At 66.7% G+C, this 15,879-nt stretch carries 16 protein-coding genes and 2 riboswitches; of the genes, 8 read left to right on the forward strand and 8 right to left on the reverse strand.

Features of this window, described 5'->3' with window-relative positions:
* Both FFS60_RS27495 and FFS60_RS27500 read right to left on the reverse strand, forming a co-directional pair.
* Positions 1 to 665 (reverse strand): VWA domain-containing protein (locus FFS60_RS27495; protein ID WP_137823785.1); only part of this gene is annotated, 665 nt, incomplete at its 3' end.
* On the reverse strand, positions 647 to 1,648 hold the full coding sequence (locus tag FFS60_RS27500) for an ATP-binding protein (RefSeq protein WP_137823776.1): 1,002 nt from the start codon (positions 1,646 to 1,648) through the stop codon (positions 647 to 649). The genes FFS60_RS27495 and FFS60_RS27500, both read right to left, overlap by 19 nt.
* Before the next feature lie 351 nt (positions 1,649 to 1,999).
* On the opposite strand from FFS60_RS27500, the gene FFS60_RS29185 reads away from it, so the two are divergent.
* Both FFS60_RS29185 and FFS60_RS27505 read left to right on the forward strand, forming a co-directional pair.
* Entirely contained in the window at positions 2,000 to 2,122 is a 123-nt protein-coding gene (locus FFS60_RS29185) for a hypothetical protein (protein ID WP_256658167.1), read from the forward strand.
* A 42-nt stretch (positions 2,123 to 2,164) separates the two neighbouring features.
* Positions 2,165 to 3,256, forward strand: coding sequence for a 3-deoxy-7-phosphoheptulonate synthase (locus tag FFS60_RS27505; RefSeq protein ID WP_371926524.1), 1,092 nt, complete (start codon positions 2,165 to 2,167; stop codon positions 3,254 to 3,256).
* Positions 3,257 to 3,430: 174 nt separating this feature from the next.
* On the opposite strand, the gene cobN is transcribed toward FFS60_RS27505, so the two are convergent.
* Positions 3,431 to 7,165 carry a cobaltochelatase subunit CobN gene (cobN, locus tag FFS60_RS27510; RefSeq protein ID WP_137823777.1) on the reverse strand — a complete coding sequence of 1,245 codons (3,735 nt, stop codon included), beginning with the start codon at positions 7,163 to 7,165 and terminating at the stop codon, positions 3,431 to 3,433.
* Between the two features lie 41 nt (positions 7,166 to 7,206).
* The gene (gene cobW / locus FFS60_RS27515; RefSeq protein ID WP_137823778.1) at positions 7,207 to 8,259 is read right to left on the reverse strand and encodes a cobalamin biosynthesis protein CobW; all 1,053 of its coding nucleotides are present in this window, start codon (positions 8,257 to 8,259) and stop codon (positions 7,207 to 7,209) included.
* 91 nt (positions 8,260 to 8,350) lie between these two features.
* Positions 8,351 to 8,544: riboswitch (cobalamin riboswitch) on the reverse strand.
* Positions 8,545 to 8,602: 58 nt separating this feature from the next.
* A riboswitch (cobalamin riboswitch) is annotated at positions 8,603 to 8,820 on the forward strand.
* A gap of 97 nt (positions 8,821 to 8,917) precedes the next feature.
* Between cobW and FFS60_RS27520 the strand changes: the two genes are divergently transcribed.
* The 6 genes from FFS60_RS27520 (at position 8,918) to FFS60_RS27545 (ending at position 12,909) form a co-directional block, all read left to right on the forward strand.
* Positions 8,918 to 9,109, forward strand: coding sequence for a CbtB domain-containing protein (locus FFS60_RS27520; RefSeq protein ID WP_137823779.1), 192 nt, complete (start codon positions 8,918 to 8,920; stop codon positions 9,107 to 9,109).
* Positions 9,110 to 9,120: 11 nt separating this feature from the next.
* Positions 9,121 to 9,831, forward strand: coding sequence for a CbtA family protein (locus FFS60_RS27525; protein WP_137823780.1), 711 nt, complete (start codon positions 9,121 to 9,123; stop codon positions 9,829 to 9,831).
* Positions 9,828 to 10,229, forward strand: coding sequence for a cobalamin biosynthesis protein (locus tag FFS60_RS27530; protein WP_028629222.1), 402 nt, complete (start codon positions 9,828 to 9,830; stop codon positions 10,227 to 10,229). The genes FFS60_RS27525 and FFS60_RS27530 overlap by 4 nt, the downstream gene beginning before the upstream one ends.
* Positions 10,230 to 10,234: 5 nt before the next feature.
* Positions 10,235 to 10,990: a precorrin-4 C(11)-methyltransferase gene (gene cobM / locus FFS60_RS27535; protein WP_028629221.1), complete on the forward strand. Its 756-nt coding sequence runs from the start codon at positions 10,235 to 10,237 to the stop codon at positions 10,988 to 10,990.
* A gap of 112 nt (positions 10,991 to 11,102) precedes the next feature.
* Positions 11,103 to 11,987: a sugar nucleotide-binding protein gene (locus tag FFS60_RS27540; RefSeq protein WP_137823781.1), complete on the forward strand. Its 885-nt coding sequence runs from the start codon at positions 11,103 to 11,105 to the stop codon at positions 11,985 to 11,987.
* Complete coding sequence (locus FFS60_RS27545) at positions 11,980 to 12,909, forward strand: NAD-dependent epimerase/dehydratase family protein (protein WP_028629219.1); 930 nt, start codon at positions 11,980 to 11,982, stop codon at positions 12,907 to 12,909. Before FFS60_RS27540 ends, FFS60_RS27545 begins: the two co-directional genes overlap by 8 nt.
* Before the next feature lie 81 nt (positions 12,910 to 12,990).
* Here the strand turns inward: FFS60_RS27545 and FFS60_RS27550 are convergent, their stop codons facing one another.
* From FFS60_RS27550 to FFS60_RS27565, 4 genes are all read right to left on the reverse strand, one after another.
* Positions 12,991 to 13,662, reverse strand: a complete 672-nt coding sequence (locus tag FFS60_RS27550) for an OmpW family protein (RefSeq protein ID WP_137823782.1) — start codon at positions 13,660 to 13,662, stop codon at positions 12,991 to 12,993.
* 140 nt (positions 13,663 to 13,802) lie between these two features.
* Entirely contained in the window at positions 13,803 to 14,321 is a 519-nt protein-coding gene (locus tag FFS60_RS27555) for a DUF3299 domain-containing protein (protein ID WP_028629217.1), read from the reverse strand.
* 7 nt (positions 14,322 to 14,328) lie between these two features.
* Positions 14,329 to 15,591, reverse strand: coding sequence for an ABC transporter permease (locus FFS60_RS27560; protein ID WP_137823783.1), 1,263 nt, complete (start codon positions 15,589 to 15,591; stop codon positions 14,329 to 14,331).
* A 1-nt stretch (position 15,592) separates the two neighbouring features.
* Positions 15,593 to 15,879 (reverse strand): ATP-binding cassette domain-containing protein (locus FFS60_RS27565; RefSeq protein WP_137823784.1); only part of this gene is annotated, 287 nt, incomplete at its 5' end.

The following is a 15,879-nucleotide window of genomic DNA, read 5'->3' on the forward strand; positions in this document are numbered from 1 at the left end:
GAAATGACCCGGTACTCCGCCCCTAGCTCCTGCGCCAGCTGTTTCGCCCGCCCGAGCCGGATCGCCCCGCCTTCGATATCCACCAGCAAGGTCGGGCAACTGAGCGGATCAAGCGTCGGCCACTCCTTCAAACGGCCATCGGTGAGGACCAGCATCCGCTGCGCCTCGGCCGGCTTCTGCCGTTGTCGCCGCGCCAGCCAGTGGGCGGATTGCTGCAAGGCCTCGATCAGCGGCGTGCCGCCACCGGCGCCGAGTTCGGCGAGCCAATGGTGCAGGGCGGGAGAGGCCTTGCTGCCTTGCCAGAGCCACTGCGGTTGGCGGCCGGTGGCGTGGAGCACGGCGAGGCGGGCGCGCTGGCGGTAGGCTTTTTCGAAGAGTCCGGCCAGCAGCCCCTTGGCCTGGGACAACGCACCATGGCGGCGGGTGGAAGCGGAGGCGTCGACGATCACCAGCCAGAGTTCATCGGGGCGCTGGCTGCGTGGCGCGCGGACGAGATCGACCGACTTGCGCGGGCGGCCGCGCAGCAGGGTCGGCAGCCATTGGATGGCGCCCTCTATTCCCGTGCGGCGAGCGCCGCTGCGACCGTTGCCGAGAGTGCCGGGTCTGGGCCGGGCACCCGCCCCTGTGACCGTGCGCGGGCGGATGCTCAGGGCTTTTTTGGCCAGCGCGGCAGGTCGCGCCGTTCTCCCATGGGGACGGCTTGTGCGGGCAGTTCTCCCCACTGGCCTTCGCCACCGGACGCCGGCGTATGCGACTGGGCGGGCGGCGACTGCGGAGGCTGCGCGGCGGGCGGCGGGGTGTGGGTGCGACGGTGGGCGAGGGCGAAGTGCTCGACGGCGTCGATGTCCGCAGCCTCGATGCGATCAGCGCCGCGCCAGGCCGCATGGGCGCGGGCGGCACGCAGCCAGACCAGGTCGGCGCGCAGGCCGTCGACGCCGGCGGCGAAGCAGCGTTGGGCGATTTCATCCAGGGCGGCATCGTCCAGCGGGATGGCCGCCAGACGGGCGCGGGCGTCCTGGCAGCGCTGGGCCAGGGCCTGTTGCGCGCCATTCCATTGGGCGATGAAGCCTTGCGGATCGGCGTCGAAGGCCAGGCGACGGCGGACGATCTCGGCGCGCTCGGCAGGCTGCGGCTGACCGTTCTGCAGCACCTTCAGACCGAAGCGGTCCAGCAGTTGCGGGCGCAGTTCGCCTTCCTCGGGGTTCATGGTGCCGATCAGCACGAAGCGCGCGGGGTGACGGTGGGAAATGCCGTCGCGTTCTACCTGGTTCACACCACTGGCGGCCACATCCAGTAGCAGGTCCACCAGGTGGTCGGGCAGCAGGTTCACTTCATCCACATAGAGCACGCCGCCGTGGGCCTTGGCCAGCACGCCGGGAGAGAACTGAGCGCGGCCTTCGCCGAGCGCCGCATCCAGGTCCAGGGTGCCGACGATGCGTTCCTCGCTGGCACCCAGGGGCAGGGTGACGAAGAGGGCTTCCGGTAGCAGGTCGGCGATGCCACGGGCCAGGGTGGACTTGGCCATGCCACGCGGGCCCTCGATCAGCACGCCACCGATGGCGGGGTCGATGGCGGCGAGGTAGAGCGCCAGTTTCAGTTCATCGGAACCGACGACTGCGCTCAGGGGAAAGTGGGGAAGGTCGGACATGGCGGGTTCCTGGAAACGCATGGCGGGCATGTTAGCGAAAGCCCGAACGCGCCGATAGAAATCAGTGATTGAACGGCGCGTGGCGATGCAGTAGGTTAGCCAGCATTCGCTTTGGAGATTGTCATGCCGCACGTCGCTTCCACTTCGCTCATCGCTTCCCCGGCTCGCGCCGTGGCAGGTGAGCGTGTGGCCGCTGCGGCCAGCTATTTCTATGGGTATTGGTTTAGCCACGGGCTGACCTGATACCCATCAGGCGGCCCACTCCAGCAGGGTCGCCGCCAAAGCTCCACGAAACCCCCGGTCGGCAACCCGACCGGGGGTTTTTGTTTTCCGGCCCACAAGGCCAAACACATGAAATCCGAGGATCGCACCATGATCAGCTACCGCACCTACCAGACCTATTACCGCAACTCCGACTGGCGATTTAGCCGCTCCATTACCGCCCAGACACCGTTGAATCGAACACCCAGATAGCGCCGCGCGCGGATCGAGCCGCGCCGGCTGAGGATGCCAGTCATGAACTCTTCCGTTTCCGTTCTGCCCACCGCTATACAGCCACTCCACGCCATGGCGCTGGAGGCTGCCCTGCCCACGTCGCGCAGCACCCAACCACTGCCCACCCCCGCCGAACTGCGCCAGCGCCTGCCGCTGAGCCATGCCATTGCCCGCCAGATCAACGCCCAGCGCGAGGCAGTGCGAGCCGTGCTGGATGGCGAAGATTCGCGCCTGCTGGTGGTGGTAGGCCCCTGCTCCATCCACGATGCGGATTCCGCCCTCGACTACGCCCGCCGCCTGGCGGCCCTGGCGCCAGAAGTCAGCGACCAGTTGCTGCTGGTGATGCGCGCCTACGTCGAGAAGCCGCGTACCACCGTGGGCTGGAAGGGCCTGGTCTACGATCCGCACCTGAACGGCAGTGGCGACATGGCGGAAGGCCTAGCCCTGAGCCGCCGACTGATGCTGGAGATGGCCGAGCTGGGCCTGCCGGTCGCGACTGAGCTGCTGCAGCCACTGGTCGCCGGCTACCTGGACGACCTGCTGAGCTGGGCCGCTATCGGCGCGCGCACCAGCGAGTCGCAGATCCACCGCGAGATGGTCAGCGGCCTGGACCTGCCCGTGGGCTTCAAGAACGGAACCGATGGCAGCCTCGGCATCGCCACCGACGCCATGCGCTCGGCCGCCCATGCCCACCAGCATTTCGGCATTGATGAACTGGGGCGTCCGGCGCTGGTGCAGACCGCCGGCAACGCGGATACCCATCTGGTGCTGCGTGGTGGTCATCAGGGGCCCAACCATGACGCGGCCAGCGTGCAGGTCGCCCGTTCCGGCCTGGAGAAACTCGGCATCGCGCCGCGCATCCTGGTCGATTGCAGCCATGCCAACAGCGGCAAGGACCCGCTGCGCCAGCCGGCCGTGTTGCAGGACGTGATCGACCAACGCCTGGCCGGCCAGGACGCCCTGCGCGGGGTGATGATCGAGAGCCACCTGTTCGATGGCGCGCAGTCGCTGTCCTGCGATTTGCGCTACGGGGTTTCGATCACCGACGGCTGCCTGGGCTGGGCAGGGACGGAGGCGATCCTGCGGGAGGCAGCAGTGCGTTTGCGGGGGTGAGCTTCCGGACTCCGAGTGGAGCAGAGCTTCCCTCACCCCCGGCCCCTCTCCCAACAGGAGAGGGGTGACTCACGAGCCTGACTGGCGCCGACTGCTCCCTCTCCCTCCGGGAGAGAGTTGGGGTGAGGGCATTGGCCACCGGCTCGCACTCTCAGGGACTACTCCCTGCTTCTCTCACTGCTCCTCGCTATCCAGCAGCAGGTTCTCGATTGCTTCGCGGTATTCCCCCGGGTTCTCCCAGAGCCCGCGCTGCTGCGCTTCCACCAGCCGCTCGGCGATGTCGCGCAGGGCTTCGGGGTTGTGCTGGCGAATGAATTCGCGGGTGTCCGCGTCCAGCAGGTAGGCGTCGGCCAGCAGTTGGTACTGGTGGTCGTCGATCAGCTCGCTGGTGGCGTCGAAGGCGAAGAGGTAATCCACCGTCGCCGCCAGTTCGAAGGCGCCCTTGTAGCCGTGGCGCTTCATGCCGGCGATCCACTTCGGGTTGGCGGCACGGGAGCGGACCACGCGAGCCAGTTCTTCTTTCAGCGAGCGGATACGCGGCAGGTCCGGCTGGCTATGGTCGCCGTGGTAGCTGGCCACTTTCTCGCCACGCAGGGTTTCAGCGGCGGCGAGCATGCCGCCCTGGAACTGGTAGTAATCGTTGGAGTCGAGGATGTCGTGCTCGCGGTTGTCCTGGTTCTGTAGCACGGCTTGCAGCCGCTGCAGCCGCTGGGCGAAGCGCTCCCGCGCCGGGGTGCCGGCATCCTGGGCGCCGTAGGCGTAGCCGCCCCAGTTGAGGTAGACCTCAGCCAGCTCGGCGCGGTCCTGCCACTGGCGTTCCTCGATGGCGCCCTGCACCCCTGCGCCGTAGGCGCCGGGTTGGGCGCCGAACACGCGCCAACCGGCTTGTAGGCGCGCATCCTCGGCGGGCAGGCCCTCGTCGGTGAGGCGTTCGCTTTCCGTTTTCACCCGCGCCGCCAACGGGTTCATATCCTCCGGCTCATCCAGTTCGGCCACGGCCTGCACGGCCGCGTCGAACAGGCGGATGAGGTTGGCGAAGGCATCGCGGAAGAAGCCCGACACGCGCAAGGTCACGTCCACCCGAGGGCGGTCGAGCAGGGACAGCGGCAGGATTTCGAAGTCTTCGACCCGCTGGCTGCCGGCCTGCCACACCGGGCGTACGCCCATCAATGCCAGCGCCTGGGCGATGTCATCACCCCCGGTGCGCATGGTGGCGGTGCCCCAGACGGAAATGCCGAGCTGGCGCAGGTGGTCGCCGTGGTCCTGCAGGTGGCGTTCCAGCAGCAGGCTGGCGGACTGGAAGCCCAGTCGCCAGGCCGTGGGCGTGGGCAGGTTGCGCACATCGACGGTGAAGAAATTGCGCCCAGTGGGCAGCACGTCGAGACGTCCGCGACTGGGCGCGCCGCTGGGGCCGGGCGGGACGAAGCGACCTTCCAGCGCCGCCAGGACGCCGCCGATCTCGGCATCGCCACAGGCGTCCAGGGTGGGGGCGATGACGGCGCGCAGGTTGTGGATAACCGCATCGCTGGCCGGGCCGATGGAGCCGAAGTCAGTGGTCTGGATCAGGCCCAGGGCCAGCAGCTCCAGACGTTCGCGTGTGTCGCCATTGCTGCGCCAGGGCTCATTGCTGACTGCGTCCAGCCATGCCGGGCGGGGGCCTTCCCAGGGTTCGGCCCAATTGAGGTCGAGCGGGTCGCGGCCCAGTTGCAGGTCGTTGGCCAGGGCGCGCAGCAGGCTGGCGTTGGCGCCCTTGCCGTCGCCACGAGGGATGCGCACCAGGGACAGCAGCGTGTCGTCGCGCAAGCGTCCTGCGGGAGATTCGCCAAACACGTGGAGGCCGTCGCGGATCTGCGATTCCTTGAGGTCGCAGAGGTAGGCGTCCAGCTGCGGCAACCAGCTCTCCGGGTCGTCGCTGATGACCAGGTTCAGTTCGCGATCCAGGGCCGTTGCCTTCACCAGTTCGAGGATTTCTCCGCGCAGCTGCACGGCGCGGCGCGGGTCGAGCAAGGAGGCGTCGTAGTACTCGTCGGCCAGGCGCTCGAGGTCGCGCAGCGGGCCGTAATTCTCGGCGCGGGTCAGCGGTGGCATCAGGTGATCGATGATCACCGCCTGGGCGCGGCGCTTGGCCTGCGCGCCTTCGCCGGGGTCGTTGACGATGAACGGGTAGATGTTCGGCAGCGGACCCATCGCCGCGTCCGGCCAGCATTCGGCGGACAGGCCGACGCCCTTGCCCGGCAGCCATTCCAGGTTGCCGTGCTTGCCGACGTGGATCAGCGCATCGGCGGCGAACACGTCGCGCAACCAGAAGTAGAAAGCGAGGTAGCCGTGGGGCGGCACCAGGTCGGCATCGTGGTAGATGGCCGCTGGGTCGAGCTGGTAGCCGCGCGCCGGCTGGATGCCGACGAAAACGAGGCCGAAGCGCAGGCCGGCCACCATCATGCGACCGCTGCGGAACATCGGGTCCTGCTGCGGCTCCCCCCAGCGCTCGATGACCGCGCGCTGGTTGGCCTCTGGCAGGCGGGCGAAGCAGGCGAGGTAGTCGGAAAGGGCCAGGCTCTGGGCGCAGGGGCGCGCATCGAGGCTGTCCAGGTCGTTGCTGACACCACCGAGCAGGCTGTGGATAAGCGCGGTGCCACTCTCCGGCAGGCCGGCCAATGGATAGCCTTCGGCCTCCAGGGCGCGAAGGATGTTCAGCGCGGCAGCCGGGGTGTCCAGGCCCACGCCGTTGCCGATACGGCCGTCGCGGGTAGGGTAGTTGGCGAGGATCAGCGCCACGCGCTTGTCGGCATTGGCCTTGCGCGAAAGCGCGCACCAGCGTCGTCCCAGTTCGGCGACGAAGTCCATGCGTTCCCGCTGCGGCAGGTAGCAGACCACGTCGCTCTGGCTGCGCTCGCTGCGCCAGGCCAGGCCCTTGAAGCTGATGGGGCGGGTGATGATGCGACCGTCCAGCTCCGGCAGCGCGATGTGCATGGCCAGGTCGCGCGGACCCAGGCCCTGCGGGTTGTCACGCCAGAGCGGTTCGTTGTCCAGCGAACAGATGGCCTGCAGCACCGGAATGTCGCGGCGGAACGGGCGCAGGCTGGGGGCGTCCGGGTTCGACTGGGCAAAGCCGGTGGTGTTGATGATCAGCCCGGCGCCCGCGGCGTCCAGCCAGTTTTCCACAGCCGCCAAGCACTCCGCTTCCTTGAGGCTGGCGACGGCGATGGGCAGGGGATTCAGCCCCTGGGCGGCGAGGCGCTCGCAGAAAGCGTCGATAAAGGCCGTGTTCGCGGCCTGCAAGTGGGTGCGATAGAAAAGGAGCGCGGCGACCGGCTGATCGGAGCGCCAGTCGGCCTGCCAGTCTTCCAGCCGCGCCGGGCGTAAGCGCGGGTGGTAGAGGGCGACACGGGGCAGGGCCTGAGGCTCGTTCCAGGGGCAATCACGGTCGAACCAGCGGTTGGCCAGGCAGTTGAACAACTGCCGGGCGTTGTCCAGGCCGCCCTGGCGCAAGTACTGCCAGAGGCGCTCGGCGTCTTCCGCGGGAACGGTGCACAGGCTGGCCAGCTCCGGGTCGGGACGGTCGTCTCCCGGCACCAGGATCAGCTTCGCTCCCCGTTCGGCCAGGGCCACCAGTTGCTCGATGCCGTAGCGCCAGTAACCCACGCCGCCATGAACGGAGATCAGGATGACCTTGGCATGCTGCAGCACCTCGTCGACGTAGAGGTCCACCGAGGCGTGGTTCTGCAACTGCATGGGGTTGGCCAGGCGCAGGCTCGGGTAGTCGTCGGGCAATTCGCGGGCGGCCTCGGCCAGCAGCGCCAGGTGCGAGTCGCCGCTGCAGAGGATCACCAGTTCGGCGGGTGTCTGGGCCAGGTGGGCGATGCCGTCGTCCGGGACGAAGCCGCCGGGTTGGGTGCGCAGGAGGTGCATTTACTCCCCTTTCCCTCTGGGAGAGGGGATTTGAATGCGTTTCATACGAGAGCCGTGCGCAGCTCGTTGGCAATCACTGCCTGATCCAGTTCCTGACCGATCACCACCAGGCGGGTGCTGCGGGTTTCGTCGGTCAGCCACTTGCGGTCGAAGTGCTTGTCGAAACGCTTGCCGACGCCCTGGATCAGCAGGCGCATGGGTTTGCCGGGGATGGCGGCGAAGCCCTTGATGCGCAGGATGTCGTGGCGCACCACCAGTTGGCCGAGGGCTTTGATCAGGGCGGCTTCTTCCACTTCCGGCAGGTCGACGTGAAAGGAGTCGAACTCGTCGTGGTCGTGGTCTTCATGACCTTCGTGGTCATGGTGGGTGGGGCGGCTGTCGATGTGCAGTTCCGCCTCGGCGTTCAGGCCCAGCAGCACGCTGAGCGGCAGCTTGCCGGCGCTGGCTTCGACGATCTTCACCGCAGGTGGCAGTTCCTCGGCCACCTCGGCGCGCACGGCGGCCAGGGCCTCGGCGTCGAGCAGGTCGGCCTTGTTGAGGATCACCAGGTCGGCGCTGGCCAACTGGTCTTCGAACAGTTCGTGCAGGGGGGATTCATGGTCGAGGTTCGGGTCCTGCTTGCGCTGCTCGTCCACCTGCTCGGGGTGGGCGGCGAAGGTGCCAGCGGCCACGGCCGGGCTGTCGACCACGGTGATGACGGCGTCGACGGTGCAGGCGTTGCGGATTTCCGGCCACTGGAAGGCTTGCACCAGCGGCTTGGGCAGGGCGAGGCCGGAGGTTTCGATGAGGATCTGGTCAAGGTCGCCACGGCGCGCTACCAATTCGCGCATGACCGGGAAGAACTCTTCCTGCACGGTGCAGCACAGGCAGCCGTTGGCCAGCTCGAAGACGCGGCCAACGGCCTCTTCTTCGGTGCAGCCGATAGAGCACTGCTTGAGGATCTCGCCGTCGATGCCCAGCTCGCCGAACTCGTTGACGATCACCGCGATACGGCGGCCTTCAGCGTTGTCCAGCATGTGGCGCAGGAGGGTGGTCTTACCGGAGCCGAGGAAGCCGGTGACGATGGTGACGGGGAGTTTGGCCAGGGTTTTCATGCGCGCCTCTGCGTGGTCGGTCGGCGGGCATGACGAACGCAGCGGGGCTCGCCCCGCGCAACGGATTCGCCACCGGATCACCCCGCCCGGTTGTCTGGAATGTCGTCGAGGCAGGTCTCCTGGCTCACGACCCTGCGCTTGGCGCGGCACCTTCGCCTTCCCGCTTGCGCAGTGGCGTTTCGAAAGGCCTGGGGGCGTTCACAGTTGCGGGGGCAGCCGTGGCCTTGACCACGTTCCCTCTTAGCTCCGGCGTACAGCCGGAGAACCTCGAAAGGGCGAAGGCTACGCAGCGCCTGGGCGACGGTCAATCACGGCAGTTGACGCTTGGTCGGACTCGTGATGTCCTAGCACGGTTTTTTCAGGTGCCTTGCGTCGCCGTACGCGAGGTGAAACGGGAAGTCGGTGCGTCCATTTTCGGACTAGTCCGACGCTGCCCCCGCAACGGTAAGCGATCGTAGGGTTAAGTACGCCACTGTGCCGACACGGCATGGGAAGGCATGCCCGTCCAGCCACAGGCTGGCGTCGTGAGCCCGGAGACCGGCCTGATCAGCTTTTTGGCAACCCGCGGTGGGCGGGCGCAAGCCGGAAATCGGGGTGCTCCTGCGCCCGCTTCCCTCGCGCGCGTTCCTCTGCCGGTATCGTTAGCAACGCAGAGGGAATCTCCATGTCCAGCCGCACCCTGTCCCATTCCGCCGCTTCTTCCTCGACCCTGGCCCAACGCCTGCTGCTGGCCATCGGTGCCAGCCTGATCGGCCTGTCCCTGGTGTATTTCGCCGGCTTCTCGCATATCGAGGCCATGCACAACGCCGCTCACGACACTCGCCACAGTGCCGCCTTCCCCTGCCATTGAGTGATTCCCGGATGATCAAGCGCATCGCCCAGACCGCCGGTTTCGCTGGTCTGATCGCAGCCCTGGTGCTGACCCTGTTGCAGAGCCTGTGGGTCACCCCGCTGATTCTCCAGGCGGAAACCTATGAAAACGCCGAACCTGTCGCTCAGGTTGAGCACGACCATGAGCATGGTGGAGCTGCCGTGGCCCATACCCACGAACACAGCGCCGAAGCCTGGGCGCCGGAAGATGGTTGGCAGCGCACCCTCTCCACGGGTGGCAGCAACCTGGTGGTCGCAGTAGGTTTCGCCTTGATTCTTGCCGGACTGTTCAGCCTGCGTGGCCCGACCCGTGCCTGGCAGGGCCTGCTCTGGGGCCTGAGTGGTTTCGCCACGTTCGCCCTGGCACCGTCCCTTGGCTTGCCGCCGGAACTGCCGGGCACCGCCGCCGCTGATCTGGCCCATCGTCAGACCTGGTGGGTCGGCACTGCCGCTTCCACTGCCGTGGGGCTGGCGCTCATTGCCTTCGGCCGCCATTGGGCTCTGCGCGTGCTGGGCGTCGTACTGCTGGTGATCCCCCATGTCGTAGGTGCGCCGCAGCCCGAAGCCCACTCCAGCCTGGCGCCGGAAGCGCTGGAACATGAGTTCATCGCTGCTTCCCTGATCACCAATGCGGTGTTCTGGGCCGTGCTGGGCTGGGCCGCGGCCTGGCTGTACCAGCGTCACGCGTCGCCGTCTGCTTGAAGCTGGTCGCTGGGCTGGGCTGCCGACGCGGCTGCCCGACGGACGAATTGCAAGGCCTGCTGATGCAGTGCCTTGCCGAAGCCGGCGCTTCACTCGATGATCTGGCCGCGCTGGCCAGCAGTGAGGCGAAGGCCGCGGAGCCGGGGCTGATCGCCCTGGCCGAGCGGTTGCGGCTGCCGCTGTATTTCCTGCCTGCGGATATCCTTGTTGCGGAGGACATGCGCCTGAGCCAGCCCTCCGAGCGTGTCCGGGAGGTCGCCGGCAGTGCGGGCGTGGCGGAGGCCGCCGCCCTGGTCCAGATCGAAGTCCTGTTCGGCGGTCGCGCCGCCCTGCTCATCGACAAACGTCGCAGCGCCGGTGCTACTTGCGCCCTGGCCTGCATCCTGCACGAGGCTTGACGGCCATGACGGTCTATTTCATCGGCGCCGGCCCCGGCGATCCAGAACTCATTACCGTGAAGGGCCAGCGCCTGATCCGCGCCTGTCCGGTGATTCTCTACGCCGGTTCGCTGGTGCCCGAGGCCGTGCTGGCCGGGCACCGCGCGGAGTTGGTGGTAAACACCGCTGAACTGCATCTGGATGAGATCGTCACGCTGCTGGTCGAAGCCCATGCCAGGGGCCAGGACGTGGCGCGGGTGCATTCGGGTGATCCATCGCTCTACGGCGCCATCGGCGAGCAGATTCGCCACCTGCGCGAACGGGACATCCCCTTCGAAGTGGTGCCGGGGGTAACGGCGACTGCCGCGTGCGCCGCGCTGCTGGGTTGCGAGCTGACTCTGCCGGAGGTTTCCCAGACCCTGATCCTCACCCGTTACGCCAGCAAGACGCGCATGCCTGAAGGGGAAGAACTAGGCGATCTGGCCCGTCACCGCGCGACCATGGCCATTCACCTGGGCGTGAGCCAACTGGCGAAAATAATCGAAGAACTGCTGCCGCACTACGGCGCCGACTGCCCCATTGCCGTGATCCATCGCGCCAGCTGGCCGGACCAGGAGCAGGTCACCGGCACCCTGGGGGACATCCTGCCCAAGGTCACGGCACGGGATTTCCGCCGCACGGCGCTGATCCTGGTGGGCGAGGTGCTGGCCGCCGAAGGCTTTGCCGATTCCTCCCTTTATCGGGCCGATCACGCTCATCTCTACCGACCCGGCAAGGCGTAGCCGCCACGCGGCTAGTGACGTACGCCGGTGAAACCCGCAGAATGCGGCTCTTATGCGGCGGGCAATTGGCCCGCACACTCTCTCTAACCGGCTTTAAGCGACCTTTTTCTCTATGCGAATGCGCTTGATGCTGTTGGGTGGCGGCAATTCACTCGGACAGGCGCTGATTCGCCAGGGTGCCGAGGAAGACATAGGTTTTCTCGCTCCGCGCCCGCCCGAACAGGGTTGGGACGCCGCCAGCCTGACCCAGCTGCTCGATGACACCCGGCCTGACGCCGTGGTCAACCTCGCCTACTACTTCGACTGGTTCCAGGCCGACGAAGTCAGTGGCCTCCGCCTGGCCGCCCAGGAGCGAGGCGTGGAACGTCTGGCCGAACTCTGCCAGCACCACAGCATCGTCCTGCTGCAGCCCTCCAGCTACCGGGTATTCGACGGCTCCCGCGCCACGGCCTACAGCGAGAAGGATGAAACCGTCCCGCTCAGCGAGCGCGGTCAGGCGATCTGGCGTATGGAACAGAGTGTCCGTGCCGTCTGCCCCAAACACGTGCTGCTGCGTTTCGGCTGGTTGCTGGACGACAGCCGCGAGGGTTCCCTGGGGCGTTTCCTCAGTCGTGCAGAGCGGGCCGAAGAAATTTGCCTGGCCGACGACCGCCGCGGTAACCCGACCCCGGTTGACGATGCTGCGCGGGTGTTGCTGGCCGTGATCAAACAGCTGGACTGCGCCGCGCCGCTCTGGGGCACCTATCACTACGGTGGCCACGAAGCGACCACGCCTCTCGCACTGGGCCAGGCCCTGCTCAGCGAGGCCCGCAACCTGCATCCGCTGACGGTGCAGGACATCACGCCCCAGGCCCACGCCGCCCGTCCCGATGCGGCGGACGAGCCGCAGAACGCAGTGCTGGCCTGCAAGAAAATCCTCCATACCTTCGGCATCAAGCCGCGCGCCTGGCGTGCTGCGCTGCCGACCCTGCTGGATCGTTACTACCGCCATGGCTGATTCCCCCATCCTCATTACCGGAGGCGCCGGATTCATCGGCTCGCACCTGGCCGATGCGCTGCTCGCCAAGGGCCATGCCGTGCGCGTGCTGGACAACCTCTCCACCGGCAGACGTTCCAACCTGGCACTGGACAACCCAAAGCTGGAGCTGATCGAGGGCGATGTGGCCGACGCGGCCCTGTTGACTCGCGCCATGGCTGGCTGCAAGGCAGTGGCGCATCTGGCGGCGGTGGCGTCGGTGCAGGCCTCGGTGGACGATCCGGTGGCGACCCACCAGAGCAATTTCATTGGCACCCTGAATGTCTGCGAGGCCATGCGCGAGCACGGCGTCAAGCGGGTGATCTTCGCGTCCAGCGCAGCGGTCTATGGCCAGAACGGCGAAGGCACTGCGATTGATGAGGACACGCCCAAGGCGCCGTTGACACCCTACGCGGTGGACAAGTTGGCCAGCGAGCAGTACCTGGATTTCTATCGCCGCCAGCACGGGCTGGAACCGGCGGTATTCCGCTTCTTCAATATCTTCGGTCCGCGCCAGGACCCATCCTCACCCTATTCCGGGGTGATCAGCATCTTCACCGAGCGCGCGCTGGCCGGGCTGCCGATCACCGTGTTCGGCGATGGCGAGCAGACCCGCGACTTCGTCTATGTCGGCGATCTGGTGCAGGTGCTGGTGCAGGCCCTGGAAGCGGAGTGGCTTGAAGTCGGGCCGGTAAACGTGGGTCTCAATCAGGCCACCAGTCTCAAGCAACTGCTGGCCGCTATCGGCGACGTACTGGGTGGCTTGCCGCCGGTGACCCACGCCGAATCGCGCGCCGGGGATATCCGTCATTCGCGGGCCAACACTGCCCGCCTGCTGTTGCGCTATGACTTCCCGCAACCCACCCCGCTCAAGCTGGGCGTAGCGCGGCTGTTGGGGCGCTGATCCCACCTGTCCCTGTACTTCGCCAACACATGAAAGGCGCCCGAAGGCGCCTTTTTACTGGGCGGTTGCCAGGGGAGTGGCTTAGAACTTGTAGCCGACACCCACCATGTAGACCCACGGGTCGACGTCCACGTCGACTTTGACCTTGCCCACACCGGCCAGGTCGGTTGTGGCCTGGGTGTCGATATCGATGTACCAGACGGCGGCGTTCAGCAGGATGTTGTCAGTCAGCATGTAGTCCATGCCGACCTGTGCAGCCAGGCCCCAGGAGTCGTCCAGGTCCAGGTTGCTGAAGCCCTGGCCCTTGCGCTGGCCGGTCAGGCTTTCGTCGAAGAACAGGGTGTAGTTGATACCGGCGCCGACATAGGGCTGGAAGGCGGAGCCAGGGGCCATCGGGTAGTACTGGAGGCTCAGGGTCGGCGGCAGCTGCTTGATGTCGGCCAGCTTGCCATCCAGCGCACCAAGGCCCTTCACGCCTACTTCATGCTGGAACGGGGTAGCAGCAAGCAGTTCCAGGCCGACATGGTCGGTGAGCATGTAGGTGCCGGTCAGGCCCAGTTGGGTGTCGCTGTCCAGGGTGGCTTTGGTGCCACCGACCTTGCCCCCGGCGATCGACAGGGCGGAGCTGTCTTCGTTCGGGCTTACGGTGGCGGCGCCGGCGCGAATGACCACATCGCCGGCCTTGTGGGCCTGGGCCAGGGGCGACGCGATGGCGAGGGCGAGCAGGGAGGCGGTGAGAAGATGCTTGCGCATGGAAGGCTCCAGTTGGTTCTAAGTGTGTTTGGCTGGAGCCAGTTTCAGTAATTAGCAAGCTTCGTATCTTGATCCAGAGCAATGTCACCGAGGGTCGATACGAAAAGGCCCGGCTTGACCGGGCCTTCATGCATTGGAGGTCAGTTGCTGGGGGATTCGTACGGGTAGATCTTGCTCGCATCCATCTGGTAGCCGGCTTCGGCCAGCTCGCTGCTGCTGGCCTTCACTTGCAACGGGCCTTCGATCCAGAAGGGCTGGTAAAGCGCGTCCATCAGCACACCGAGTTCGCTCGTCACATGGACGATCTGGTTCGACGGCGGCGGCGGCACATGGATGCAGGCGCCGAAGTAAGGCACCAGGAGGAACTCGGTGACGCGGCCTTCCTCGGTCACATCCAGCGGCACGATGTAGCCCGGCAGCTTCACGTCCTGACCGTCCAGCTCCTTGACCACCGGGGCCGCCGGCGATTGCTGGCTGGCGGCAGGGCCGGCCTCGGCGCTGAGGGCATCGGACAGTTGCGAGAGATCGTGGATGGGCGCTGGCGGCGCGGGCGGCGGAGCGCCTTCGGGGATCATCTCGGCCCAGGTGAGTTCTCGCGCCTCGCCGGCCCAGAGCGGGGAAGAAAGCGTCAGCAACAGGGCCAGCAGGATGCGCGTCATGGAACTCTCACAGGCGAATGGACAGACCGTCGGCCAGCGACTGCCGATAGGCACGCCAGGCTGGCACCACGCCCATCAACAGGGCGGCGGCCAGAATAGCGCCGAGCAGCGTCCACTCATAGGGGTTTGGAAGAGCGAGTGGAAGGTAGAGGCCATAGTTGGCCTGCACGTAGCCTTGGCTGAGGCCGATGCCGAGATAAAGCAGGCCCACGCCCAGTACCGCGCCGGCCATGGCCAGGGAGAAGGCTTCCAGCACCAGCAGGCTGCCGATGTGCCAGGGCCGCGCACCCACCGAGCGCAGGATGGCCATTTCCCGGCGGCGCTCGTTGAGGCTGGTGAGGATGGCCGTGAGCATGCCGATCAGGCCGGTGAGCACCACGAACAGCGAGACGACGAAGAGCGCCTTCTCCGCTGTACCCATCAGGCTCCAGAGCTCCTGCAGGGCCACGCCGGGCAGGATCGCCAGCAGCGGCTCGCCACGGTATTCGTTGATCTGTCGTTGCAGGGCGAAGGTGGCGATCTTGCTGTTCAGGCCAAGCATGAAGGCGGTGATGGCCTTGGGCTGCAGGTCCATGGCTCGCGCCTGATCGGCGTTGACCTTGCCGGCGCCGCGCGCGGGTACGCCGTTTTGCCAGTCCACATGCAGCGCTTCCATGCCCGCCAGGGAAATGTGCAGGGTGCGATCAACCGGAGTGCCGGTGCGGGCAAGGATGCCAACCACGGTGAAGGGCTTGTCGTCATGTTGCACCAGGCTGACGGTGCTGACGCCATGGGCGAGTACCAACTTGTCTCCCAGTTTGTAACGCAGGGCGTCGGCCACCTCGGCGCCGAGCACCACGTCGAACATATCGGCGAAGGGCTGGCCCTCGGCCAACTGAAGCGGCCGGCCACGCCCATATTGGTAATGCTCGAAGTAGGCGGCGCTGGTACCCATCACCCGGTAGCCGCGGTGGGAGTCGCCGAGGGAGATGGGGATGGCCCACTTCACCCGTTTGTCCTGGCTGATGGCTTCGAAACTGTCCCAGCGGATGTTGTTGGTGGCGTTACCGATGCGGAACACGGAATAGAGCAGCAGGTTCACCGAGCCGGAGCGGGCACCGACGATCAGGTCGGTGCCGCTGATGGTGCTGGCAAAGCTGGCGCGGGCTTCAGTGCGCACGCGCTCCACGGCCAGCAACAGGCAGACCGAAAGGGCGATGGCGAAGACCGTCAGCAGTGCCGTGAAACGACGGTTGGCGAGACTGGCCAGGGCCAGGCGCAGCAGATACATCTCAGTTCTCCTCGATGCGCGCGGCGTGGTTCAGGTCCGCCAGCGACAGGCTGCGATCGAACAGCGGCGCCAGGCTCTGGTCGTGGCTGACGAACAACAGGCTGGCGCCCGCTCCAGCGCATTCGGCGAACAGCAGCTTGAGAAAGGCTTCGCGGGCGTCCGCGTCCAGGGCCGAGGTGGGTTCGTCGGCGATCAGCAGCTTGGGTTCGGCGGCGATGGCCATGGCAATCGCCACGCGCTGGCTCATGCCCCCGGACAGTTGGTGGGGGTAAGCGTCGAGACGGCTGG

The sequence above is a fragment of the Pseudomonas sp. D(2018) genome (assembly GCF_005502555.1).
Classification (GTDB): domain Bacteria; phylum Pseudomonadota; class Gammaproteobacteria; order Pseudomonadales; family Pseudomonadaceae; genus Metapseudomonas; species Metapseudomonas resinovorans.